This is a genomic window from Stenotrophomonas sp. GL_101, assembly GCF_057835675.1.
This window is the reverse complement of record NZ_CM174432.1, coordinates 2,038,007-2,063,987: the sequence shown is the minus strand read 5'-3', so window position 1 is coordinate 2,063,987 and position 25,981 is coordinate 2,038,007. Positions and strand designations below refer to the sequence as shown.

General features: G+C 65.5%; 17 protein-coding genes and 2 pseudogenes. 16 read left to right on the top strand and 3 right to left on the bottom strand.

Going from position 1 to position 25,981, the window contains the following annotated elements; all coding sequences use genetic code 11:
* Position 1: 1 nt before the first annotated feature.
* The 11 genes from motD (at position 2) to AC3IR9_RS09180 (ending at position 13,264) form a co-directional block, all read left to right on the top strand.
* Entirely contained in the window at positions 2–991 is a 990-nt protein-coding gene (motD, locus tag AC3IR9_RS09230) for a flagellar motor protein MotD (RefSeq protein ID WP_489295435.1), read from the top strand.
* Between the two features lie 5 nt (positions 992–996).
* Entirely contained in the window at positions 997–1,779 is a 783-nt protein-coding gene (locus AC3IR9_RS09225) for a ParA family protein (RefSeq protein WP_489295434.1), read from the top strand.
* A complete protein-coding gene (locus AC3IR9_RS09220; protein WP_489295433.1) occupies positions 1,776–2,645 on the top strand; it encodes a chemotaxis protein CheW in 870 nt (289 codons plus the stop codon). Before AC3IR9_RS09225 ends, AC3IR9_RS09220 begins: the two co-directional genes overlap by 4 nt.
* 117 nt (positions 2,646–2,762) lie before the next feature.
* Complete coding sequence (locus tag AC3IR9_RS09215; RefSeq protein ID WP_489295432.1) at positions 2,763–3,071, top strand: STAS domain-containing protein; 309 nt, start codon at positions 2,763–2,765, stop codon at positions 3,069–3,071.
* Positions 3,068–3,433: a response regulator gene (locus AC3IR9_RS09210; protein ID WP_489295431.1), complete on the top strand. Its 366-nt coding sequence runs from the start codon at positions 3,068–3,070 to the stop codon at positions 3,431–3,433. The genes AC3IR9_RS09215 and AC3IR9_RS09210 overlap by 4 nt, the downstream gene beginning before the upstream one ends.
* Positions 3,434–3,489: 56 nt before the next feature.
* Positions 3,490–5,454, top strand: a complete 1,965-nt coding sequence (locus tag AC3IR9_RS09205; RefSeq protein WP_489295430.1) for a chemotaxis protein CheA — start codon at positions 3,490–3,492, stop codon at positions 5,452–5,454.
* 553 nt (positions 5,455–6,007) lie between these two features.
* Positions 6,008–8,248: a methyl-accepting chemotaxis protein gene (locus AC3IR9_RS09200; RefSeq protein ID WP_489295429.1), complete on the top strand. Its 2,241-nt coding sequence runs from the start codon at positions 6,008–6,010 to the stop codon at positions 8,246–8,248.
* 144 nt (positions 8,249–8,392) lie between these two features.
* Positions 8,393–9,172, top strand: coding sequence for a flagellar brake protein (locus AC3IR9_RS09195; RefSeq protein WP_489295428.1), 780 nt, complete (start codon positions 8,393–8,395; stop codon positions 9,170–9,172).
* 604 nt (positions 9,173–9,776) lie between these two features.
* Positions 9,777–10,268 carry a chemotaxis protein CheW gene (locus AC3IR9_RS09190; RefSeq protein WP_489295427.1) on the top strand — a complete coding sequence of 164 codons (492 nt, stop codon included), beginning with the start codon at positions 9,777–9,779 and terminating at the stop codon, positions 10,266–10,268.
* Between the two features lie 145 nt (positions 10,269–10,413).
* Positions 10,414–10,797 (top strand): hypothetical protein, encoded by a 384-nt coding sequence (locus tag AC3IR9_RS09185; protein WP_489295426.1) that lies wholly within the window; start codon positions 10,414–10,416, stop codon positions 10,795–10,797.
* 97 nt (positions 10,798–10,894) lie between these two features.
* Positions 10,895–13,264, top strand: a complete 2,370-nt coding sequence (locus tag AC3IR9_RS09180; protein ID WP_489295425.1) for a methyl-accepting chemotaxis protein — start codon at positions 10,895–10,897, stop codon at positions 13,262–13,264.
* Between the two features lie 325 nt (positions 13,265–13,589).
* Here the strand turns inward: AC3IR9_RS09180 and AC3IR9_RS09175 are convergent, their stop codons facing one another.
* Both AC3IR9_RS09175 and AC3IR9_RS09170 read right to left on the bottom strand, forming a co-directional pair.
* On the bottom strand, positions 13,590–15,215 hold the full coding sequence (locus tag AC3IR9_RS09175; protein ID WP_489295424.1) for a hypothetical protein: 1,626 nt from the start codon (positions 15,213–15,215) through the stop codon (positions 13,590–13,592).
* Positions 15,216–15,553: 338 nt separating this feature from the next.
* Positions 15,554–16,294: pseudogene (locus tag AC3IR9_RS09170) on the bottom strand (ISL3 family transposase); the annotation flags it as partial.
* 61 nt (positions 16,295–16,355) lie between these two features.
* Between AC3IR9_RS09170 and AC3IR9_RS09165 the strand changes: the two are divergent.
* Positions 16,356–17,461 (top strand): IS3 family transposase gene (locus AC3IR9_RS09165; RefSeq protein WP_489291038.1). Its coding sequence is split into 2 segments (ribosomal slippage): positions 16,356–16,614 and positions 16,614–17,461, totalling 1,107 coding nucleotides; the frame shifts between segments, so codons are not numbered across the junction.
* Positions 17,462–17,470: 9 nt separating this feature from the next.
* Here the strand turns inward: AC3IR9_RS09165 and AC3IR9_RS09160 are convergent.
* Positions 17,471–20,428, bottom strand: coding sequence for a phospholipase D-like domain-containing protein (locus AC3IR9_RS09160; RefSeq protein ID WP_489295423.1), 2,958 nt, complete (start codon positions 20,426–20,428; stop codon positions 17,471–17,473).
* A gap of 637 nt (positions 20,429–21,065) precedes the next feature.
* On the opposite strand from AC3IR9_RS09160, the gene AC3IR9_RS09155 reads away from it, so the two are divergent.
* The 4 genes and pseudogenes from AC3IR9_RS09155 to AC3IR9_RS09140 all read left to right on the top strand — a co-directional run bounded on the left by AC3IR9_RS09155 (position 21,066) and on the right by AC3IR9_RS09140 (position 25,906).
* Positions 21,066–23,330 (top strand): methyl-accepting chemotaxis protein, encoded by a 2,265-nt coding sequence (locus tag AC3IR9_RS09155; protein WP_489295422.1) that lies wholly within the window; start codon positions 21,066–21,068, stop codon positions 23,328–23,330.
* A 54-nt stretch (positions 23,331–23,384) separates the two neighbouring features.
* Positions 23,385–24,242: pseudogene (locus AC3IR9_RS09150) on the top strand (CheR family methyltransferase); the annotation flags it as partial.
* Entirely contained in the window at positions 24,243–24,839 is a 597-nt protein-coding gene (cheD, locus tag AC3IR9_RS09145) for a chemoreceptor glutamine deamidase CheD (RefSeq protein ID WP_489295770.1), read from the top strand. It begins immediately after the preceding pseudogene.
* Complete coding sequence (locus AC3IR9_RS09140) at positions 24,836–25,906, top strand: protein-glutamate methylesterase/protein-glutamine glutaminase (protein WP_489295421.1); 1,071 nt, start codon at positions 24,836–24,838, stop codon at positions 25,904–25,906. The genes cheD and AC3IR9_RS09140 overlap by 4 nt, the downstream gene beginning before the upstream one ends.
* The last annotated feature ends 75 nt before the right edge of the window (positions 25,907–25,981 follow it).

Below are 25,981 nucleotides of genomic sequence, written 5' to 3'. Positions count from 1 at the left end.
CATGGCCCGTCGCAGGCACCACGAAGAGCATGCCAACCACGAGGCCTGGGCGATTCCCTACGCCGACCTGATGACGCTGCTGCTGGCCTTCTTCGTGGTGATGTACGCCATTTCCTCGCTCAACGAGGGCAAGTACCGGGTCATGGCCGACGCACTCACCACCGCCTTCGGTGGCGCGCCGCGCACCATCAACCCGGTGCAGGTGGGCAACCAGCAGGTGCAGGGCGGCGGCTGGGACAGCCCGTCGGTGATCAAGGCCGGCAACCGTGTCGGCCCGGCCGCACCGGCCCCCTCCAACGACCCCACCCTGCTGCCGGCGATGGCCTCGCAGATGCGCATGCCGGTGTCGGTACGCAACCAGGAACAGCTGCAGCGCGCCGAGCGCCAGCTCAACACCATTGCCGACCGCCTCACCGCCACCCTCGCCCCGCTGATCGAGCGCGGCATGATCACCGTGCGCCGCACCGAGCTGTGGATCGAAGTGGAGATCAACAGCGACATCCTGTTCGTCACCGGCTCGGCTTCGCTGGACGTGCATGCGCGCGACACCCTGTCCAAGCTGGCCCAGGTACTGCACGACGCGCCCAACGGCGTACGCGTGGAAGGCCATACCGACAACGTGCCCATTGCCACCGCGCTGTTTCCCTCCAACTGGGAACTCTCGGCCGGGCGCGCAGCCAGCGTGGTGCATCTGTTCGCCGACCAGGGCCTGCAGCCGTCGCGGCTGGCGATGGTCGGCTATGGCCAGTTCCGCCCGCGCGAAGACAACGCCAGCGCCGAAGGCCGCAACCGCAACCGGCGGGTGATGGTGATCATCCTGGCCGATACCGCCCAGGGCGTGGACCCGATCGGCCCGCAGCTGACCGCCGAGTCCGATCCGGCCGCACGGCCCAAGACCCCTACCGTTACCCCCATCGCCCCGGTGCAGTTGCCACCGGTGCCGGCCGGCAGCCGCATTGGCGCCGCCGTTTCCCCCGCAATGAAGGAGTGAATCCAATGCGCATCTGGGCAATCGCCAACCAGAAGGGCGGCGTGGGCAAGACCACCACCAGCCTGGCCCTCGGCCGCGGCCTGGCCTCGCTGGGCCACCGCGTGCTGCTGATCGACCTCGATCCGCACTCCTCGCTCACCCGCGCCTTCGGCGTGCCGCTGGACCCGCCGCCGCCGGGCGTGCTGGAACTGTTTGGCGCACCACCGGCCGAGTTGTCCACGCTCAGCCGCCCCAGCAACATCCCCGGCCTGGACTACATCTGCGCGCAGGCCGCCCTGGCCACCCTGGAGCGCCGCAGCGCCAACCAGCCTGGCCTTGGCCTGGCCTTGCAGAATGCACTGGCACGCCATCGAGGCCAGCACGATTACATCCTGCTCGACTGCGCACCCACGCTGGGCCTGTTGATGATCAACGCGTTGGCCGCTGCCGACCGCCTGATCATCCCGACCCAGGCCGAGCCATTGGCCCTGCACGGGCTGGACGGCATGGTCCGCACCGGAGAGATGGTCGAGCGCTCGCGCCGCCGCGACTTGCCGATGTCGATCCTGCCGACCCTGTTCGACCGCCGCACCCGCGCCGGTAACGAAACCGTCAAGCAGATGCAGGACAAGCACGGCCTGCGTGTCTGGGAAGACGCGATCCCGGTGGACACGCGCATCTGCAACGCCGCCAGCCTGACCGTGCCCTCGCAGTCGGAGGAGTACCCCGGCCGTGGCCTGGCCGCCTACCGGCGCGCACTGGAGTGGATCCTCGCCGACGACGCGCTGCAGATGGAGCGCGCGGCATGAACGCCATCGGCGTGCTCGACGACTACCTGGAGCAGCTGCTCGGCGACGCGGTGGCACGGGTTGAACCGGACACGTTCGATACCCCCACCGCTGCCGGCTCGCCCGGCAACCTCGACCTGCTCGATGAACTGATGAACGACCCGGCGCTCGGCCCGGTGGTAGCCGCCAGCGACGCGCGCCCCGGTTGGGACGACCTGCCCGACGAGGTACTGCACGACAACGCCCCTGTCCCGGCAGCACCGGCAGTGGTCGAGCCCCCCGTCCAGGTGCCTGCCGCGGCCCCACCAGCGGCTCCCGTGGCCCGCGCCATGCCCACACCTGCCCCGCTTCCCACGCCGGTCTTCACCGCGCCTTCGGCACACAGCCGCCCGGGCAGCTGGCAGGAGCTGCAGGCGCAGGCGCGCAACCCGGCCTCGAGCCCACGCGAGAACCGGCGCGCCAGCGAGCGCACCTCGCGCTGGCTGCGGCTGCGGTGCGGTGCCCAGGCCTACGCACTGGAACTGTTGAAGGTGCAGGAAGTGGTACTGCCGGTACCGCTGCTGCCACTGCGTGGCACCGCCTCGGCGATGCTGGGCATCATGAACCTGCGTGGCCAGGTGGTACCGGTCATGGACCTGGGCCTCCATCTCGGCGCCGGCCCGGCCCAGGAAGACGCCAACACCCGCATCGTGGTGCTGGAAGAGAACGGCGAAACCATGGGCCTGCGGGTATCGGCCGTGGAAGATGTCGCCAACCTCACCGATTCGCAGATCGAGCCGCCGGACACCGCGCGCATCTGCCAGATCTCCAACGACCTGTTCCGGGGTGTCGCCCGGGTCACCGCGCAACCGATGATCCTGCTGGATGCGACGCAGTTGTTGAACTGAGGGCATCGCGCCGACGCGGCCGCATCCACGCCCTGTGTGGATGCGCCTGGCGCCCCACGCTAAAGGTTCGCCGAAATGCGCCGTTATAGATCACGGAACCGTTTGTCCGGAGCAACGATGAGCACTGTGGCCCTGGGGACTGATCTCGGCATCGAGACCAGCACCGAGCTGAAAACCCGTCTGGCCCCCTTGGTGGACCAGGCCGGCGCACTGACGCTGGATGCCAGCGAAGTGGGCCGTATCCATACCGCAGCAATGCAGGTCCTGTGCGCATTCGTCGCCGCCCGCCGCCAGGCAGGCCACCCGACCGGATTCGACGGCTGCACTGCCCCCTTCCGTGATGCCGCGCGCCTGCTCGGCATCACCCAGGCCCTGGGCCTGGACGCACCCCATGACAACCTGAAATCTGTGGAGAACGCTGCATGAGCGCACGTATCTTGGTGGTGGACGACTCGGCGTCGATGCGCCAGATGGTCTCTTTCGCCCTCACCTCGGCCGGCTTCACCGTCGAAGAAGCCGAAGACGGCGCCGTCGCGCTCGGCCGTGCCAAGGGCCAGCGTTTCAACGCAGTGGTGACCGACGTCAACATGCCCAACATGGACGGCATCGCTCTGATCCGCGAGCTGCGCCAGCTGGCCGACTACCGCTTCGTGCCGATGCTGATGCTGACCACCGAATCGGCCGCCGACAAGAAGTCCGAAGGCAAGGCCGCCGGCGCCACCGGTTGGCTGGTCAAACCGTTCAACCCCGAACAGCTCGTCGCCACGGTCCAGAAAGTCCTGGGCTGATCGCACCGGCTTTTCCCGCTCCATCCTTTTCCCTTCGCAACCGGACCCCACGCACCATGAGCATGGATCTGCAACGTTTCCACGCCACGTTCTTTGAAGAAAGCCGCGAGGGGCTGGATGCGATGGAGGCTGGCCTGTTGGCACTCGAATCGGGCCAGCAGGACCCGGAGATCATCAATTCGGTGTTCCGTGCCGCGCATTCGATCAAGGGCGGTGCCGGCACCTTCGGCTTCGATGCGATCGCCGCGCTCACCCACGTGCTGGAAACGCTGCTGGACGAACTGCGTGCCGGCAAGCGTGCGCTGGAAGCCAGCGCCGTGGATGCCATGCTTTCGTCGGTGGACGTACTGCGCGCCCTGCTGCGCGAGGCCGAACACGGCCAGCCGGCCGATCCGCAGGCGGTCGCCGCGGTCAAGGCACGCCTGGAAGAAGTGCTGTCCGGCCAAGCCGCTGCCAGCGCGCCGGTCGCTGCCGCCAAGGTCGATGACATCCCCGAAGCGTGGCAGATCGGCTTTGTGCCCTCGCCTTCGCTGTTCATGAGCGGCAACGATCCACTGCGCATCATCCGCGAACTGGAACACCTCGGTTCACTGCAGGTCGCCGCCCGCATCGAACGCCTGCCCGGCTTCGACCAGCTCGACCCGCTCGAAGCACACCTGGCGTGGGACCTGGGCCTGGTGGGCAAGGTGCCGCGCAGCAAGATCGAAGACACCTTCGCCTGGGTCGTGGACGACTGCGAACTGGACATCCGCCCGGCGGCACCGCCGAGCCTGGCCACCCCGGCCCCGGCCGCGGCTGTTGCCGCTCCCGCCGCCGTCGCTACCCCGGTGGCGGCCGCGGCCGCGCATGAAGCGGAAACCTCCATCCGGGTCAGCGTCGACAAGGTCGATGCGCTGATCAACCTGGTCGGCGAGCTGGTCATTACCCAGGCCATGCTCAAGCAGGTCTCGCACGCACTGGACCCGGTCCATGCCGAGCAGCTGTTCGCCGGCCTGGACCTGCTGGAGCGCAACACCCGCGACCTGCAGGAGGCGGTGATCGGCGTGCGCATGCTGCCCGTCGATGCGGTGTTCCGCCGCTTCCCACGCCTGGTCCGCGACCTGTCGTCGCGGTTGGGCAAGCAGGTCCGCCTGCGTACCATCGGCGAGGGCACCGAGCTGGACAAGGGCCTGATCGAGAAGATCGCCGATCCGCTGGTCCACCTGGTCCGCAACTCGATCGACCACGGCCTGGAAATGCCCGACATCCGCCGCGATGCCGGCAAGGATGAGACCGGCACCATCACCCTGGCGGCCTCCCACCAGGGTGGCCACATCGTGATCGAAGTCAGCGACGACGGCCGCGGCCTGAACCGCGACAAGATCCTGTCCAAGGCGCTCGAGCGTGGCCTGAGCGTGCCCGACAACCCCACCGACGCGCAGGTCTGGGACCTGATCTTCCAGCCCGGCTTCTCCACCGCCGATGCTGTCACCGACCTGTCCGGGCGCGGCGTGGGCATGGACGTGGTCCGCCGCAACATCCAGGCACTGGGCGGTGAAGTACAACTGGAAAGCAAGGCCGGCAATGGCACCCGCGTGCTGATCCGGCTGCCGCTGACCCTGGCCATCCTCGACGGCATGACCGTATCGGTAGCCGGGGAAACGGTGATCCTGCCGCTGGCCTACGTGCTGGAGGCGCTGCAGCCGCAGCCCGAGGACGTCCGCACCATGGCCGGCGAAGGCCGCGTGCTGCGCGTCCGGGGCGAGTACCTGCCGATTCTCTCGTTGAGCGAACACTACGGTTTCGGTGGCCGCACCAAGGACGACCTGCTGGTTGTCGTGGTCGAAGGCGATGGCCAGAAGATCGCGCTGGAAGTGGACGAACTGGTCGGCCAGCAGCAGGTGGTGGTGAAGAACATCGAGAACAACTATCGCCGCATCAGTGGCGTGTCCGGCGCCACCATCCTCGGCGATGGCCGGGTGTCGCTGATCGTGGATATCGGCGGCCTGGTGCGCTCGCTGCGGATGCCTGCTGCGGCGTAACGCCGCAGCGCCTCCGTGCCGGCCAACGCCCGGTCTGCATCCGGTGGATGCATTTCGTTGCATCGCCAGGATGGCCGCCTCGCCGCGCAGATCCACGTCGTGCATTCATTGCGCCTGGTTTCGGCGCAATGAACGCCTGCGCCGGGGACACCCGCCGCCTTCAAACGCCTGTGCCGCGTTTCGCGTGGTCGCCACTCATGGCTTGGATCCATGCAAACACGGTGATCGCCTTACCGCAGGCGTGAACGAGGCACGCCCTGAAACTGTGATGTTGAAACAGGGCCATGCGCGGGCGTACGCCCACCCCGGGTTTGTCACGCTTTGCAAACCCTTGGCGTTGCTTGCTTGTGCACCCCCTCCGGGTGGATCCATCGCCCCACGCATTCACGAAAAAATGTGACATCGAACGCTCAAGTTGCGGCGATGCAGCGCCGTTATCCCGGGAGAGTGATGACATCACTGTCACGCCCCTCCCGCCCTGCCCCGCCTTCGCAATGACCTGTCGCCCAGCACCCCACGGCTGTGCACCCCCGCCCTGCCCGGAGTTCCGACCATGAAGTGGTTCCACGATCTGCCCATTGCCCGCAAGCTGGCGGTGGGGTTCACCCTCACCACCCTGATGACCGTCGTCCTCGGCGCCTTCGCGCTGGTCCGCCTCAACGGCGCCAACGCCGAGCTGCGCGCGATGGCCGGCAACGACATTCCCTCGGTGCAGCACCTGGGTGAAGTGCGTTCGCAGCTGGGCGAGTTCCGCACCTACGAGATGGCCCAGGTGAGCATGTTCGACCAGCCCGACAAGGTGGCCGATTACAACAAGCGCATGGACACCACCGCCAAACTGGTCCGCGATGAACTGGCCGCCTATGCCGCACTGCCGGCGGGCGATCGCGAGCGTGCGCTGTTCAGCAAGGTCTCGGCCGACGTGGACAGCTACTTTGCCGCCAACACCGCCCTGCGCGCGGCCGTGGCTGCCGCCGACGGGGCACTGGCCCGCCAGGTTTCCGATGAGCAGTCGCGCCCGGCACGCCGCCAGCTGTTCGACGACCTCAAGGAACTGGGCGCCTTCAGCAACGGCCTGATGGAAAGCAAGATCGCCGCCGCCAACGACACCCACCGCATCAGCGTCATCGCGATCGTGTCGTGCATGGTGCTGCTGTCGCTGGTGGCCGCCGCGCTGGCCGTGGTGATCTCGCGTGTCATCACCGGTCCGCTGGGCCAGGCCGTGCATGCCATTACCTCCGTCGCGCGCGGCGACCTCAGCGTCACCACCCGCGCCACCAGCAAGGATGAAGCCGGGCAGATGCTGGCCGCCACCGGCGAGATGACCCACATGCTGCGCCGCTACTCCGAGGAAACCCGGCAGATGGCAGCGATGCACGCCGGCCCGGACATTTCGCATCGGATGCCGGTGGACTTCCCCGGCGTGTACGGTGAACTGGCCGTGGGTACCAACACGGTGGTCTTCGACCACCTGGATTCGATCAAGGACGCCATCGCAGTCCTGAACCAGTACGCCGCCGGCGACCTGTCCGCGGACGCACGCCGCCTGCCGGGCAGCCGCGCGATCCTGCACGAATCGATGGACGCGGCCAAGGCCAGCCTGCTGTCGATCAACACCCAGATCCAGTCGCTGGCCCAGGCCGCCGCTGCGGGCGACTTCACCCAGCGTGGCGATGCGACCCGCTTCGATCACGATTTCCGGGTGATGATCGAGCACCTCAACACCATGATGGAAGTGGCCGACGGCAACCTGTCCCAGCTCTCGCACCTGCTGCAGTCGATCGCCAACGGCGACCTCACCGCGCGCATGCACGGCCAGTTCCACGGCGTCTTTGCCAGCATGCGCGACGATGCCAACAGCACCGTCGCCCAGCTGACCCAGATCGTCGGCCGTATCCAGCAGGCCTCGGGCAGCATCAGCACCGCGGCCGGTGAGATCGCTTCGGGCAACAACGACCTGTCGCGCCGCACCGAGCAGCAGGCCGCCAACCTGGAAGAAACCGCCGCCTCGATGGAGGAACTCACCTCCACCGTGCGCCAGAACGCCGAACACGCACGCCAGGCCAACCAGCTGGCCATCGGCGCGCACGGCGTGGCCTCGCAGGGCGGCGATGTGGTCGGCCGCGTGGTCAGCACCATGCGTGAGATCGACGCCTCGTCGCGTCGCATCGCCGACATCATCACCGTCATCGACGGTATCGCCTTCCAGACCAACATCCTGGCGCTGAACGCGGCGGTGGAAGCCGCCCGTGCCGGCGAACAGGGCCGTGGTTTTGCCGTGGTCGCCTCCGAAGTGCGCACCCTGGCGCAGCGCTCGGCCAGCGCCGCCAAGGAGATCAAGGGCCTGATCGACGAATCGGTCGGCAAGGTTGCCGAAGGCTCGGCCCTGGTCAACCAGGCCGGCGCCACCATGGGCGAGATCGTCGCCTCGGTGCAGCGCGTGACCGACATCATGGCCGAGATTTCCGCAGCGTCGCAGGAGCAGTCGGCCGGTATCGAACAGGTCAACCAGACCGTGGTGCAGATGGACGAAACCACCCAGCAGAACGCCGCGCTGGTGGAAGAAGCCACCGCCGCCGCGCGCTCCATGGAAGAACAGGCCGGCCACCTCACCGACGCGGTGGCGCTGTTCAAGCTGGAGGGCCAGGCGGCCCCGGTGGTGGCTGTGGCCGCGCCGGCCCGCCCGGTTGTCACGGCGCCGGCCCGCAGCCGCAGCATGCCGGCCGCCCCGGTTCGACGCGCAACCCTGCGCGAGCCGGTGTTGGCCAATGACGGCGACTGGCAGGAGTTCTAAGCCCTGCCGAGCCGGTTCCCTACGACACCCCGCTACGGCGGGGTGTCGTGTATGTCGCCCTACATAATTGTGATCCAGTGCCGATAAAGCGACAGAGCCTCGGTGACATGTGCCGACGGCGCCCGCCCAATCCAGCACGAGTCCATGTCCGAAGGCAGCCTTGACGCACCCGACGCACCCCATGCCGCGCAGGACGATGGCACGGATGATCGTTACCTGGTCCGCAATCCCCGGCAGATCCGTCAGCTGCTGCAGGCGTTGATCGACCAGCGCTCGTTGATCAATGCCCACCTGGGGGGGCGCGATCAGTCTTTCCCCACGGCGATCCTGGAACTGGACGAGGACGAGGACTGGTTGCTGCTGGACGGCAGCCCGTCCGAGCCGGCCAACCGCGCCGCCGAAGCCGCCGGCCACCTGTTGTGTTTCGCGCAGCTGGACCGGGTGATGGTGCGCTTCCGCCTGGACCACCTGGAACGCACCACTGGCGGCGGCCACGTCGCCTTCCGCGTGCCGTTCCCGGCCGAGCTGGTGCACCTGCAGCGCCGTGAGCTGTACCGGCTGGAGACCCCGATCACCGATTCCCCGCACCTGCAGTTCCCGGTCAACGAGGACCGCAGCGAGCCCTTGAACCTGCGCGTGGTGGACATCAGCGGCGGCGGGCTGGCGGTGACGGTACCGGTGGATTGCAAGGTATTCACGCTGCAGAAGCGCTACCACGCGCGCCTGGACATGCCCGAAAGCGGTCCACTGCAGATTTCACTGATTGTCTGCAACCAGTTGGGGGTAAAGCTGCCCAACGGAGTGGAGATGAAGCGGATCGGGATGCGCTTCGACGGCCTGCCGCGCGGCGGCGACAGCGCGATCCAGCGCTACATTTTCCGCATCGACCGCCAACGCAGTGCGCGCAAGAATGGGGAGAGTTGAGGGGCTGCTTTTCTTTGAAGCAACAGCAACAGCGACGGCTCGGTGCTGTCGGAGCGGGTCGGTACGGATGGGTTGGCGGGACACGCCGCAAGTCCCCCTCCGGGGCCCGGCCCAGCCGCTGGCGGCTGTGCGTTCAGTCGCACGCGAGGCTGTGCCTCGCAAGCGTGCGCCTTCACCCATGTAAGCTCGTGAGCGCCATCCATGGCGCCCAACGGTCCTGCCAACCCACCCGCACCGCCCCTCGACAGATGGCTTTCGCCGCGTTGAGATCAAGTGCGGCGCAGCGCATGGTGGGGGATTGAGGAGCCGAGCAACGCTCGGCACTACCCTCCCACCACCGAGGCGTCTCTATCCCTCCGATCGCCGCAACATGTCAGGGCTGGCGGTGCCAGGCCCCGCCGGGACCGTAAGCGGCATGGATGCCGCTTACGAGCCCCCATGGATGGGTTCACGGCGTGTCCCGGTGGGGCCTGGCACCGCCAGCCCGTGCAGCAGCAGTGAATAGCTGCCCCAGAACCCCACCCTCTAAAGTCGCCCGGCTCCAAGCCGATATCCAGCGTGACGCCCGGTTTTCTACCGCCACGCCCGACCCAGGATTCCCTCCATGAACGACAGCAACCCCAACGCCGCCAGCAGCGGTGGCGAATACCTCAGCTTCACCCTCGGCGCCGAGCACTACGGCGTGGACATCCTCAAGGTCCAGGAAATCCGCGGCTACGATTCGGTCACCCGCGTGCCCGACGCGCCCGACTACATCAAGGGCGTCATCAACCTGCGCGGCACCATCGTCCCGGTCATCGACCTGCGCCTCAAGCTGCGCCTGGAAAATGCCACCTACGATGCCTTCACCGTCATGATCGTGCTCAACGTGGACAACCGCGTCGTCGGCATCGTCGTGGACAGCGTCTCCGACGTCATCCCTCTCAGCGCCGACCAGATCCGCCCGACCCCCGAGTTCGGCGCCGCCGTCGACACCCGCTTCATCTCCGGCATCGGCACCCAGGACGATCGCATGTTGATCCTGCTGGACATCGAAACCCTCCTGGACAGCGCCGACATGGGCCAGCCCAGCGCCGTCGAAGAGGCCGCCGCCTGAGCGCCGCCGGCACGGCCGCTTCGACCCTGCCGGAAAAAAGTTCTTCAGTTCCCCCCGGCACGGCCGATAGCTGCTTCAGGACCCGGCCGTACTGGGCTGCCCAAGGCCGGGCCAACTCGACCATTTTCCCCGGAGATTTTTCCCGATGAAGTCCCTGCTTGCACTGTTCTCGGTTGCCGTTCTCGCCTCCTCCTCCTCGACCGCCTTCGCCCAGTCGGCCGACATGATCCCGCCGGAGATGGCACCGCGCTCGGTCGGCAAGGACGGCATGGTCTGCGGCAAGGTCGAAAAGGCCCGCTACGCCGAAGGCTCCGAAGGCCAGCCGACCTTCCTGTACATGGGCGGCGCATTCCCCCGCCACACCTTCTCGGCCCGCATCGCCGGCGCAAACCGCAGCAAGTTCAGCTTCCCGCTGGAATCGCTCGAAGGCAAGACCGTCTGCGTGATCGGCAAGATCGCCCGCGACGCCTCGCGCGCAGAAATCGAAGTCAGCTCGCCGGCCGGCCTCAAGCTCGCCAACATCAAGTAATCCGCCGTATGCCCCTGCCATGCCGGCACTGGCCGGCATGGTCGCTGCAACCGGGCACCACGCCCGGACGCGTTTGCCACTGGAGATTGCACCGCCCATGCCCTGGATCAACAACCTCAAACTGATGCCGAAGTTGATGCTGACTTTCGGTGTCCTCCTGCTGGTGATGCTGCTGCAGGGCATCGTGGCCTATCGCGGCCTGTACTCACTCAACAATGTCACCACCGAGCTGGCCGGCCACCGGATGGAAAGCATCCGTACCGCCGGTGAGATCCGCGGCATGGTCGGGGAGTACCGCAACTCGGCCTACCAGGGCCTGATCCGCGCCAGCGACGACGTCAAGGCCGACGCCAAGACCCGCGCCGCCGGCCTGCGTACCCAGATCGACGCGTCGATCAAGAAGTATCCCGCGCTCATCGACAACGCCCAGCAGAAGAAGCTGTTCGAAACCTTCGCCAAGGATTGGAAGGACTCGCTTGCGTCCTACGATGCCGTCACCGAAATGCTCGAACTCGACCTGCCCGATGATGCCGTGGACACCTTCGTTGGCGAAACCCGCGCCAAGCACCTCAAGGCGTCCACCGCACTCGAAGCGCTGATCGCCGAAGACAACCGCCTCGCCCGCGCCTCGCGCGAAGAGGCAGAATCCACCTACGCCACCTCGGCCACCCTCACCGTCATCACCCTGCTCGGCGGCGCTGCGCTGGGCCTGGTGCTGGTGTGGCTGTTTGCCCGTTCGCTGGTCGGCAGCATCCGCAGCGCCGTCTCGGTGTCCAACGATGTGGCCGGTGGCAAGCTCGACGGCCATATCGACATCCGCCGCAAGGATGAAGTGGGCGACCTCATGCAGGCCATGCAGCGCATGCAGCGCGACCTGCGCGAGCGGACCGAGACCGACCAGGCCATCGCCCGCGAGAACCTGCGCATCCGTACCGCACTGGACTACAGCTCCACCGGCGTCTACCTGACCGACGACAGCCTCAACATCGTCTACAGCAACCGCGCCATGCAGCACACCCTGAGCCAGTACGAAGCGGAAATCCGCAAGGACCTGCCCGACTTCGATGCCACCGCCTCGCTGGTCGGCAAGCCGGTCACCGTGCTCGAGCACGGCAACGAAATGGACCAGAAGACCCTGGCCCAGCTCAAGCAGCACGGTGTCAGCCGCCGCCCGATGCAGTACGGCGACGCCCAGTTCGCCCAGGTGGTCTCCTCGATCGCCAACGAAGAAGGCCAGACCGTCGGCCACGTTGTCGAATGGCGCGACCGCACCCCCGAAGCGCTGGTCGAGATCGAAGTGGCCCGGGTGATCGCCCAGGCGGCCGCCGGCGACCTGTCCGGCCGCATCAGCGCCGAAGGCAAGGAGGGTTTCTTCCTGCAGCTGGCCCAGCAGATCAACGGCCTGCTCGACGCCAACGCCGCCAGTATCGAACAGATCTCCGGCCTGCTCACCGCGTTGTCGCAGGGCGACCTGACCGTGCGCATGCACGGTGACTTCCAGGGCGTGTTCGCCAGCATGCGCGACGACGCCAACGCCACTGCAGACCAGCTCAGCGGAATCGTCACCCGGATCAAGCACTCCAGCCAGCAGATCAGTTCGGCGGCCAGCGAAATCGCCACCGGCAACAGCGACCTGTCGCGCCGCACCGAGCAGCAGGCCGCCAACCTGGAAGAAACTGCCGCGTCCATGGAGGAACTCACCTCCACCGTGCGCCAGAACGCCGAGCATGCGCGCCAGGCCAACCAGCTGGCCATCGGCGCGCACAGCGTGGCCTCGCAGGGCGGTGAGGTGGTCGGCCAGGTGGTCACCACCATGAGCGCGATCCAGACCTCGTCCAAGAAGATCGCCGAGATCATCTCGGTCATCGACGGCATCGCCTTCCAGACCAACATCCTGGCGCTGAACGCGGCGGTGGAAGCCGCCCGTGCCGGTGAACAGGGCCGTGGCTTCGCCGTGGTCGCCTCCGAAGTACGCACCCTGGCCCAGCGCTCGGCCGCTGCCGCCAAGGAGATCAAGGGCCTGATCGACGACTCGGTCGGCAAGGTCAACGACGGCTCGGCACTGGTGCACAAGGCCGGCGCGACCATGGGCGAGATCGTCGCCTCGGTGCAGCGCGTGACCGACATCATGGCCGAGATTTCCGCGGCCTCGCAGGAACAGTCGGCCGGCATCGAGCAGGTCAACCAGACCGTCGTGCAGATGGACGAAACCACCCAGCAGAACGCCGCGCTGGTGGAAGAAGCCACCGCCGCGGCACGTTCGATGGAAGAACAGGCCGGCCAGCTGAGCGATGCGGTGTCGATCTTCACGCTGGACGAGTACGAGGCCGTGGCACCGGTCGCGGTGGTCAAGGCGCCCGCCCCGCGCGTGATGCGTGCGGTTGCCGCCGCACCGGCACCGGCGCGTCGTCCCGCAGCACGCTCGGTCGCCACCGAGCTGGCCGACGGCGACTGGCAGGAGTTCTAAGCGCGTCTGCGCTCAGCCACCTGGCATGACGGAAGGCCCCGATACCCATCGGGGCCTTTTTGTTGGCTCTACCCGCCGTGGACAGGTCCAACCTGAATACGCTCGGTCACCCCCGCTCAATAGCCACGGGCTTCGGTCGCCAACAGCCCTGCCTTGAACGCAAGCAACCGGCCGACACCGGAAGATGCCACACCTTGAAACCAGCACCTTGGCCCTGCGATGCACGTAAGCACCGTGTGCTTGGTGGCGTCCATGGACGGCCTCCCGGAAGGCTGCATCCGACGCCACTACCCCGTCTCAAGGGCGCGCAGCGCTCGCCCTGCCCTCATCGCCTATCGCCATACCTGAGCTTGTCGACATCGTATCCGTAGGTGGCCGCCATGTACTTCTTGATAGGCGACAGTCCTTCGATCAGCATTCTTCCGCCGGGCGTGCCACAGCGGTTGCTGACCTTTGTCATGCCGTAGATCAGGGCCTCCTCGCCGCTGCGCTTCGGCGCTGGGTCCGGCGTCCACCAAGGGAAGTGCAGCAATGGCCTGTTGCTGGGCCCGTCGTGTTGCCAGCAGATGAACACCAGGCTCTCCTTCCCTTGCGCGTTGTAGTCATAAACGCGATAGCTGGCGTAGCCACTGGTCGTTGGGGTGACTTTAAGGACACCCGCTTCGGCGTACGCCCTGAGGTCTTCATTGTAGGCATCAGGCGAAGCCGATCCGAAGTGGATCACCCGCGTGAGCTTGCCGTCGGCGCCGTAGATTTCCTGCCGGTTCAGATCGAGCGCACGCCACTGGCGCTGACGGGGCGTGCGGGCGCCGGCGTCGAACATTTCATAGATGACCATGCCGCTGCGATGGAGGTAGCGTTTGATCCGGGGGTAGCGATCTAGATGGGCGAACTTGTTATCTACAGCCGTCAGTGGAACCGCATGGTCAGGGAAGCTGTACGTGAGTTCTGCCCCGCCGTCGGTTGAGCGCTCCTCATACAGGGGCTGCGCGTCGTCCATGAAGAGATCCGTCTGCCTGGTGTATATGCTCGTCACAAAATTCGCCGCACTGAAGTCAAAGGAGGCGTCTATCTCGGGCCTGTGCTCTGAGCCATGCGCGAAGTACACCGTGCCACCGCCGCCTCCGTGACCCGGTGTAGACATCGCACTCTCATCAGGCGAAGCCCTCTTTTTGTAAACCAACCCTACGCGCAAAGTACCGTCGGAATTGTATCTGTACTCTCGATATGGAGCATCACCCCGAGTTAATTGATCGCAGGAGAAGCCAGGAAGACTACCCGCAATATCATTCCTGGGCACCGAATCTCTAACCAGCTTTCCGTCGCGATAGTTGAAACACTCCTGGACCCATCTCGCAGTCACCTTCTGGGAGCGCTTGTTGCTCATTGAATTTATTTCAGGAGACGCATACCTGGTTACTTCCACAATATTATTAAACTGATCGTAGTAGTAACCAACCGCACTCCTCATGAAATAGTAAGGAAGCAGCTTTGCCAGCGCCGGATTGCGCTTCTGGGTGGATGTCGGCTTGTACGAAATGACACCGACCTTTCTATCATCGTCCGTACGCAAGATCACTCTGGCGTCGCGATCGCCCTTGTACGTTGGTTCAATCGTCCTGCTCTCCCAGGTTTCTACACGACACACGCGCTGACCGCCACGCCCATCCGACTCGATAAAGTGAACTTTTCCACCCCATTGATCAAACCTCCCGTACGGCAAATCCTTAACATCCGGCAGCATGACGGGGAGCATCACGCTTCCATCCCGGTTCACGCTCGGGTTGCTGGCATAAGCATTTGGGGATAGCAGGTCTTGGAAGCGCAATACCACCCCAGTCGTTGGCGAGGCGAGTGGGTCATTGCGGTCTGTGCAGGCAGCTGCTGCGCCGGCGACGCCAAGGCCGCAAGCGATCAACGCCAGTGAGATAAAGTATCGTTCCAATATCATGCTTGCTCCGAAGGGGTATTCGCATCGGGATGGTCAAGCGCTTGTCTGCGCCCTGGGCCCGGGCCCATACGCGGCGGCACCGCTGCAATGAGCTCGACTGGCATACCTGGTGAAGGGTCGTCCATTCCATGCCCCCACCCAAGCGGCATCGTTACCCAGAAGCCACTGACTGGCTTGCTGTCCTTATCATCCCTAAGCCGAGCAATCGCCTTGGCCACCGCATGACGCCCAACCGTGCGTGTCACCGCCCCCTGCACGACGCTGGGGACCTCCATGTAAGCCGGCTGAAGGTCAGGCGGCTGCGCGTGCAGATAACGCATCACGGCCTTTTTCTTGGTTCATCGCGGAATACCGGGGAACGCTGCACGGATTTTCAGGAAGAAGTACTCCTGATCCCGATAGCCGTAGGCCCGGCGTTTGATGACCTTGATGGTGTTGTTGATGCCTTCGACGATGCTGGTATTGAGGCGGTGTCGGCAACGCGACACGATCCCATGCAGATAGGCTTTGAGCCGTTGTGCAAACAGCGCCAAGGCGGCGATTCCGCTGCGCTGGGCCTGCTCCAGCCACTGGTTCCAAGCCTTCCTGGCCCATCCGGGATGGCGGTAAAACCACAGTCGCTTGAGCTCATCACGCATCAGATAGGTGGTGAGGAGCGGTTGATTTGCTTCCAGCAGCTCATCCAGCCGCACCGTCTGATGCCGGTCCAGGTTGCTGCGATTGCGCAGTAGCAGCCATCGGCTGGATTTGATGACACGGCGCGCAGGCTTGTCGTGCCGGAGCTTGTTGGCCTGGTCCACGCGAACCCGGTCGATCACTTCGCGACCGTACTTGGCCACCACATGGAACAAGTCGAAGACGATCTCGGCATTGGGACAGTTGGCCCGGATCTCCACTTCATAGGCCGTCGTCATGTCGATCGCCACGGCGCGCAATTGCTCGGAAACGCCCGGGGGAAGCTGCTCAAAAAAGGCACGCGCCGTATCGCGGGAGCGCCCGTTGCCCAGCCAAAGTACCTGGCGACTGATCGGATCCACCACGACCGTTGCATAGCGGTGACCCTTGTGCAGCGCGACGTCCCCCCAAGATTGAGTAGCGCAGCTGTTTGGAGTCCAATCCTCAGTGACAAGGAGATTGGACGTGAAGAAACGCTTTTCCGAAGAACAGATCATCGGCTTCCTGCGCGAAGCAGAGGCCGGCATGCCCATCAAGGACCTGTGCCGTCAGCACGGCTTCAGCGAGGCTTCGTACTACCTGTGGCGCAGCAAGTTCGGTGGCATGAGTGTGCCCGACGCCAAGCGGCTCAAGGACCTGGAGGCTGAGAGCACGCGCCTGAAGAAACTACTGGCAGAGCAGGTTTTCGAGAACGACGTCATCAAGGATGCGTTGCGAAAAAAGTGGTGACCGCCCCGGCGCGCAGGCTGCTGGTGCGGAGCATGGTCGAGAAGGGGTTGAGCGAGCGGCGAGCGCTGACGGTGGTGCGGATGAGCGCCAGCGCGCTGCGCTATGAGCCTCGGGCCGACCGCAACGTTGAGCTGCGCGAGCAGATCGCTGCGCTGGCGCATCGGCACAGACGCTACGGGGTGGGCATGATCCATTTGAAACTGCGGCAGAAAGGGCTTGTCGTGAACTACAAACGAGTGGAGCGCCTGTATCAGGAAGCGGGCCTGCAGGTGCGTCGCAGAAAGCGTAAGAAGGTGCCGATAGGCGAGCGCCAGCCTCTCCTGCGGCCGTCCGCTGCCAATGAGGTGTGGTCGATGGACTTCGTGTTCGACCGCACCGCGGAAGGCCGGGTGATCAAGTGCCTGACCATCGTCGACGACGCCACCCACGAGGCTGTGGCCATCGAAGTGGAGCGGGCAATTTCCGGGCAAGGCGTGTCCAGGGTACTGGACAGACTGGCCATGCAGCGCGGCTTGCCACGAGTGATCAGGACAGACAACGGCAAGGAGTTTTGCGGTAAGGCGATGGTGGCCTGGGCTCACGAAAAGGATGTTGCCCTGCGTCTGATCGAACCGGGCAAGCCGAACCAGAATGCGTACGTCGAGTCCTTCAACGGACGGCTGCGCGACGAATGCCTCAACGAGCACTGGTTCCCGACGTTGCTTCATGCCCGTACCAGTATCGAAAGCTGGCGGCGCGACTACAACGAAGAAAGACCCAAAAGAGCGCTTGGCGGTCTAACACCCGTCCAGTACGCCGCCCAGTTGGCGGCGAAGAAAGATAACATCAGCACCGGACTCTAAACCCGCCCACTACTCAAGCCGGGGGGACGTTCGATCCGCAAGGCGGCGAATGTAGGTAATGGTGCTCTTATCGACGGGCTTTTCCAAGCTCAAGCCTTCATGAGACTGCATCACCATCGGGGGATGCCGCTTGTCATTTTTGGATAGAACATTTGTATAGCCTTCGCTTTTGCCGACCCGCCCCTCAACAGCCCCAATCTCAATCGACATCCCCAAAAACTTCTTCCAAAGCCGTATCCGAAGATCCCGAGCAAACGCGCGCGTCACCACCTTCACCCCGTTACCAAGATCCTGCAGCGACGTTTCCGTATCCACGATCACCGCCGCAAGCTCGGTATCGCCATCGCCCTGCAGACTACGGTCGTTGCAGTTGGCGCTACCGATGATCGCCACCGCGTCATCCACAATCAGCAGCTTGGAGTGCACATAGCACTGCTCGGTCACCAGATACAGCGGCGGGTTGGCCCCACTGCTGCCGGCAGTGCGCGGGCCTTCTGCGTACTGGTCGTGATTGGTATCCCGCAGCACGCCATAGCTGCGCAGGTTCAGTACGGTCAGATAGTCCTTCCATCCGCCCGCAGCCACCTCGGCGGCAAGGTCCTTCTCGCTGACGCTTGCATCCCGGATATCCAGCCGCCTGGCCACCAGCGTGCGGCAGATGCGGCGGATCAGGCTATGGTTGCCGCGCAACAAGCTCTGCTGCAGCCAGTAGTGCTGTTTGACAACCGCGCCGTCCTTCAAGCTGCCTTCCGGGTGAACCGGCAGCGTCATGTAGACATGAAATCCATGGCCGCTGCGAATGGCCTTGGCAATGCGGGTGGCGATCACTTCCACCAACGTGTTCTTGGCGGCCGATGGCACACCCGGCTTGAACGCGAGCGTGTCTGCAACAGGGGTACCCGGCAGCGCCGCATCCAGCGGCCCGCCAGCGATGCCCAGCCCCCGAGCGGTGCGCCGGGCGCCCTTTTCCTCCGCTTCCGTCGACGGACCGCGCCGGCTGTTGCGAGCGCTCCTGTCCAATGCCCGCCCCGGCTCGGCGTCGGAGAAGCCGCAGTCTGAAATCAGGAACTGGGTTTCGATGTAGACAAAGGCCTTCGCCGAGGCGATGCAGTTGAGCATGGCGTCCTGGATGGAGCGCATGGGCTGGTCGCGCTCCCAGTATGACGTCAGCTCGCTGCCGTCAACGAGGTCCAGGCGATACTTTCGGCAGGCCCTGCGCTCCATATCGTGTAGTGCAGTACCGGAGGACCGGACGATCTGAACGCTGGTGCCACCCGCGGTTCCGGGCGCACAGAGGTCGCCGAACAGTGCCTGGGGGCCTCCCATGGCCTGCACCCAGTCATCTGCCAGCGGCGTCAACTCCAGGCCACGTCCGATGGAGCGCTGCAGCGGCATCTGCCTGCCGTGCTCAGTGGCAAGATCGATACCGGCATTGATACCGGCAACAGCCAGTTTGCCGGGCATGGCCGCGCCGCGTTGGTTCTGCCATACCATGGCATTCCAGCGATGCATGAAATTCCGGCAGATGTCGAATACTGCCGGGCCTTCAATGCACGCATGCACGTCCTGCCACGGCATCCGCGGCTGGCGACCACTGTCGAGAAGGGCCCGGGACATATCGACGCCCTCCGCGATCCATTCCTCGAATGCCGCCCACTTCTGCTTGGCGCTATCGAGCTTTGCCAACACGTTGGCCTTACCTTTTTCGATATCCACCACCACCTCGGACGCGTCAGTGGAATAGGCGTTCAATCGTGCCATCGCCTTCAAGAATCGGCGGTGATAGCGCTCAAGTGTCGCCGACCTCTCGGTCAACCAGTCGTCCACATCCTTGCCGACAACGTCGGTGAACGCATCCACGGTGCCCCAGGCGGCATCAAATGTCCCATCAACATTACCCTTGGCGGCTTCGTCCAGCACCCGGTTACTTGCAGCGGTCACCTCCCGATACTTGTGCCTGGCCTGGTCCAGATCGATTTGGATCCCTTCCAGCAGGCTACCTGCCGTGCGCACCGCGGTGACGAACTCCTTGACGCCTTTGACGTCGGCCATTTCCTCCAGCACCGAGATGATCGCATCGCTCAGCATCCGCTCGCCCATCTCTTCGGCCTGAGTGCTGAGCGCGGTCTTGTCCGCATAGTCCAGTATTTCACCCAGCGCAGCGCCTGCCAGCCATTGGGCTTTCAGGCGATAGATGGCAATAGTCATTCCCGGCAGGTACGCGGGCGCGAAGCCCGGACGTATCCGGCCCTTGGCGTGCGGGGCTACTACCGGCACGTCAAAGGTAAGCTTGATTTCGGGGAAGGTCATGCCCCTGGGTTTCAGCAGGCAGTTGTTGTAGTGGTCATTGAGTACGTGCAGCTTGGGGTCACAGACCACGTCGAAGTTGCCATCGTCCCAGCGGCCATGGGCGATGTCCAGGCCGCCGACGAAGCCAAACCTCCCGTCCACCACCAACATTTTCTGGTGGTGCGAGAAGCCGATGTTGAACGTGTCACGGCGGCCGGTGGCCGGATTATGCAGCCCGACCTGGATTCTCCCCGACGTATTCTCATCGCGCATCTTGTACAGCGCTTCGCGCGCCTCATTTTCATGCGTATACGCCGCCGCCTCGATGCTGTCATACAACAATATCCGCACATCAACACCGCGCTCATTGATCGCATCAAACAGCAGCTCGCTCAGACGCCCCCGATGCGATCCGTCGCCTCGCCCGGTCAACTCCGTATCGAAGTTCATCTGCCAATCGGCAATGAAGATGAATTTCTCCGCGCCACGGATTGCCTCAGCCATCGCGTGCATGGCCGAGCAGCCGTCAGTGAACGCGCGCACGGCATTGCCATGCCGCACGGGGGCAAACTGCCGGTCAGGGGGTGCATAGAAGTCACCGCTGGAGGTGCCTACTTGACCAGACGTGCAGGTCAGCGCATTGCGCGCGACTGTGCTGGTGGAATTGCCATCGACCATGATTCAGAGCTCCTTGCGCTGCTTGGGCGTGGTGTTCGGCAAGGACAGGCGCGCGTACTCCACCCAATCGCTGGTCGCCGCAGCGCGTTGGCACGCGGCAGGTTCTGCAGGTCCTTGCTGTAGTGGTTGGTCCAGCGGCGAGGCCATATCCAGACTGCCGCCGGGCCACTCAATTGCAATTGGGAGAGCGTGGCGGCGAAGCGTAGAACCGAGCGCGGGCGGTCAACATTCGGAAGAACATGTGCATCCGACCGGAAAACGCATAGATGGCCTATAGCGCGCTTGATCCGTCATGCGCGGTCGCCTTCAACTCGCCGTCAGTGACCCAGACCGGCCATCCAGTGCAACTTGCGCCGCATTTTTTTCACACATGGGAATGCCAACACGTCGCATTCGACACCTGGCGATGGCGGCCGCGCCGAACGCCTGCATCAGCCCACGCCAGTAGCCGGGCTCGGATCCGCCCGCGGCTGCCTCAGCACTTGGACGTGTCTACCTGTCGCGTGACCCGATGAGGCCGGTTGGAGGGCACCCCACCCCAACCTGAATACGCTCAGCCACCCGCCCTCAATAGCCGCTGCCATTGGCCGATAACAGCATTGCCGCGACACGTTCGTCGACCAAAGATGCCCTGCCCATGCCCCTGATCCGCCGCTGGAACCAGTACTTCTCCAACCTGTCCGTCAGGCGCAAGCTCAACCTGCTGACCGCGTTGATCGCTGTCGGCGTCATCGCCCTGGCCGTGATCGCCGCGCGCATGCAGTACCTGGACCTGACCGAGACCCGCAAGGACAGCCTGAAGGTCCAGGTCGACCTCACCTACGGCATCCTCGATCATTACCACGGCCTGGCCGAAACCGGCGAACTGACCGAAGCGGCTGCCAAGACCGCCGCACTGGAAGCACTGGCCCGCATGCGTGCCGACCACGACGCCTACTACTACAGCGTCTACGACACCCAGTACCGCGTCCTGATGCATCCGTTCCGCAAGGACCTGATCGGCAAGGACATGAAGGAGTTCCGCTCCGAAGACGGCGTCGCGCTGTTCCACGACCTGGTCGCCGTTGCCCGCCAGGGCGGCGGCGTGGTCTCCTACAAGTGGGCCAAGGCCGGCGCCGACGGCCTGTTCGACAAGTCGTCCTATGCCGGCCTGTACCAGCCGTGGCAGTGGGTCGTCAGCAGCGGCGTCTACATGGAAGACGTGCAGCAGCAGGCCCTGGTGTTCACCGCGATCATGGCCGCCAGCGGCGGCGTACTGGTCCTGATCGTGCTCGCACTCAGCTGGCTGATCGGCAACCGCATCACCCTGCCCCTGCGCCAGGCCACCCACGTTGCCGAGAGCATCGCCGCCGGCAAACTGGACAGCCGCATCGGCGAACAGGCCCACGACGAACCGGGCCGCCTGCTGGAAAGCATGGCACGCATGCAGAAGCAGCTGCACGCGGTGATCAGTGGCCAGCGCGACATGGCCCGCCAGCACGAGGCCGGCCAGACCGCCTTCCGCATCGACGAAAGCGCCTTCCCCGGCGACTACGGGCAGATGGTGCATGAAACCAACACCCTGGTCGGCGCCCACGTGCAGACCATGCAGGACGTGCTGCACGTGGTGCAGCGCTATGCCGTCGGTGACCTCGCCGCCGACATCGCCCGCTACCCGGGCGAGAAGGCCGAGATCACCGCCACCGTGGACACCGTCAAGCGCAACCTCGGCAGCATCAACAGCGAGATCAAGCGCCTGGCCGGTGCCGCCGCTGCAGGCGACTTCAGCCAGCGCGGCGATGACCGCCAGTTCGACCATGACTTCCGCCTGATGATCGCCAACCTCAACGCGATGATGCAGGTCAGCGACGACAACCTGGGCAAGCTCTCGCAGCTGCTCTCGGGCATCGCCGAAGGCGACCTCACCGTGCGCATGCAGGGCGACTTCCAGGGCGTGTTCGCCCGCATGCGCGATGGCGCCAACGCGACCGTCAGCCAGCTTACCCAGATCGTCGGCCAGATCCAGGACGCCACCGGCAGCATCAGCCAGGCGGCCGGCGAGATCGCCAGCGGCAACAGCGACCTGTCCCGCCGCACCGAGCAGCAGGCCGCCAACCTGGAAGAAACCGCCGCGTCCATGGAGGAACTCACCTCCACCGTACGCCAGAACGCCGAGCACGCCCGCCAGGCCAACCAGTTGGCGATCGGCGCGCACAGCGTGGCCACCCAGGGCGGCGAAGTGGTCGGCCAGGTGGTCACCACCATGAGTGCGATCGAAGCCAGCTCCCGGCGCATCGCCGAGATCATCTCGGTGATCGACGGCATCGCCTTCCAGACCAACATCCTCGCGCTCAATGCCGCCGTCGAAGCGGCGCGTGCCGGTGAACAGGGCCGTGGTTTTGCCGTGGTCGCCTCCGAAGTGCGCACCCTGGCCCAGCGCTCGGCCAGCGCCGCCAAGGAGATCAAGGGCCTGATCGACGACTCGGTCGCCAGCGTCGCCGACGGCTCGGCGCTGGTGCGCAAGGCGGGCACCACCATGGGCGAGATCGTCGCTTCGGTACAGCGCGTCACCGACATCATGGCCGAGATCTCGGCGGCCTCGCAGGAACAGTCCGCCGGCATCGAGCAGGTCAACCAGACCGTGGTGCAGATGGACGAGACCACCCAGCAGAACGCCGCGCTGGTCGAAGAAGCCACTGCGGCGGCCCGTGCGATGGAAGAGCAGGCCACCCAGCTTGCCGATGCCGTGGCCATCTTCCGCCTCGACAACGAGGTTGCCGCCGCGGTCAGCGCGGTCACTGCGCGCGTGCAGCTGGCATCGCCGGCGCATCGCCCGGTGCGCGCACCTGCACCGACCGCGGCGCGCGCGCAGCCCGCACCGCGCAGCACCACGCCGGACGACGGCAACTGGCAAGCGTTCTAAGTCATCGCGGCGGATGTCCAGTCCGCCGCTCATCCCTTTCCTGCGAGTCCGCCCGTGTCCACGCCTCCTGCTTCTGTCGCTTCCTCCCAGACCGGCCGCGAATTCGAGTTCGCCGACCGCGACTTCCGCCGCGTCTGCGACCTGATCTACCAGCGCGCCGGCATCTCGCTGGCCCCGGCCAAGCGCGACATGGTCTATGGCCGGCTGTCGCGGCGCCTGCGCGCGCTCGGCCTGCGCAATTTCCAGGACTACCTGGACCAGCTGGAAAAGGACGGCGGCGAAGAGTGGCAGGCGTTCACCAACGCGCTCACCACCAATCTCACCGCGTTCTTCCGCGAGCCGCATCATTTTGAAAAACTCGATGCCGAACTGCGCACGCGCGCCGGCCACGGCACCCTGCAGCTGTGGTCATGCGCGGCCTCCACCGGCGAAGAGCCCTACTCCATGGCGATCACCGCCTGCGAGGCATTCGGTACGCTCAAGCCGCCCGTGCGCATCCTGGCCACCGACGTGGACACCCAGGTACTGACCACCGCCAGCCGGGGCGTGTACGCCATCGACCGGGTGGCCGGGCTCGACCCGGCAATCAAGAAGCGCTACTTCCAGCGCGGCAGCGGCCCCAACGAAGGCCAGTGCCGGGTGCACCCTGCACTGCGCGAGCTGATCGACTTCCGCCCGCTCAACCTGCTCGCGCCCCGCTACGACGTCGGCGGCCCCTTCGATGCGCTGTTCTGCCGCAACGTGATGATCTATTTCGACAAGCCCACCCAGCGCGGCATCCTGACGCGGCTGATCCAGCACATGGGCGATGACGGCCTGCTCTACACCGGCCATTCGGAGAACTACCTGCACGCCGCCGACCTGATCCAGCCGTGCGGGCGCACCCTGTACAAACGCGCCCGGAGCGCCGGCATGAACGCGGTGGTCCGCACCGACGAGGTGATGCGCTATTTCGACAGCCGCTTCAAGGTGACCGCCGCCAAGCTGCTGCCTACCCAGTATCTGGTGGTCGACGACGACACCGCGCTGACTACTACCCTGGGCTCGTGCGTGGCCGCCTGCCTGCGCGACCCGGTGCTCAAGATCGGCGGCATGAACCACTTCCTGCTGCCCGAGGGCAACGTCGGCGACGGCGCGCCCGCTCGCTACGGCAGCTACGCGATGGAACTGCTGATCAACGACCTGCTCAAGCGCGGCGCGCACCGCAAGCGGCTGGAGGCCAAGGTGTTCGGCGGCGCCAACGTGCTCAAAGGGTTCACCAGCAACCCGGTCGGCACCCGCAACGCCGAGTTCGTGCGCCAGTACCTGCAGGCCGAGCACATCCCGGTGCTGGCCGAAGACCTGTGCGGCATCCACCCGCGCAAGGTGTGGTTCTTCGCCACCACCGGCCGGGTGGTCGTGCAGCGCCTGCCGCATGCCCACGAAGCCGAAGTGGCCGCGACCGAATCGGCGGTGCGCGCGCGCCTGTCCAAGGCCCCGGTCACCGGTGGCGTGGAGCTGTTTGAATGACCCAGAACGGCCCTTGCCGCGTGCTGATCGTCGACGACTCGGCGGTCGTGCGGCAGATGCTCAGCGAAATCCTTGCCAGCGATCCCGGCATCGAGGTGGTCGGCACCGCCGCCGACCCGTTGCTGGCACGCGAGAAGATCAAGCGCCTGGCGCCGGATGTGATCACCCTGGACGTGGAAATGCCGCGCATGGACGGGCTGGCGTTCCTGGAAAACCTGATGCGCCTGCATCCGCTGCCGGTGGTGATGATCTCCTCGCTGACCGAACGCGGCGCCGACACCACCCTGCAGGCGCTGGCGCTGGGCGCGGTGGATTTCGTGTCCAAGCCGAAATTCGACGTGGCGCGCGGGCTGCAGGGCTATGCCGAAGAAATCATCGGCAAGGTCAAGATGGCCGCGCGCTCGCGCGTACGTACGCTGGCCCGCCCCATCACCCCGCGGGTCACGCTGGATACCCTGGCACCGCTCGCCGCGCCACGCACCATCCAGTTCCGCACCACCGACCGCCTGATCGCCATCGGTGCCTCGGCCGGCGGCACTGAAGCCTTACGCGTGGTGCTCGAAGGTATGCCGGCCGACGCCCCTGCCGTGGTGATGACCCAGCACCTGCCCGCCAGCTTCAGCACCCCGTTCGCCGAACGCCTGGACCGCCACTCGGCCATGTCCGTGCGCGAAGCCCACGACGGCGAAGCCGTATTGCCTGGCCACGCCTACCTGCCGCCCGGCGGAAAGCACCTGCGGATCATCCGCGACGGTGCGCGCTGGCGCTGCCGGGTGGACGACGGCCCGGCGGTCAACCGCCACAAGCCGGCGGTGGACGTGCTGTTCCGCTCGGTCGCCGAAAGCGCCGGCGGCAATGCCATCGGTGCCATCCTCACCGGCATGGGCGACGATGGCGCGCGCGGCCTGCTGGAACTGCGCAACGCCGGTGCGCCCACCCTGGTCCAGGACGAGGCCACCAGCGTGGTCTGGGGCATGCCGGGCGCGGCCTACAAGCTCGGCGCCGCCGAAGAGATGCTGCCGTTGGAACGCATCGCCGACCGACTGATGGCGCTGGCCCGCACCTGACATCGTAGAGCCGACCGTTGGTCGGCTGCCGCTGGGTCACCCCGCGTATCACCTGCAGCCGACCAACGGTCGGCT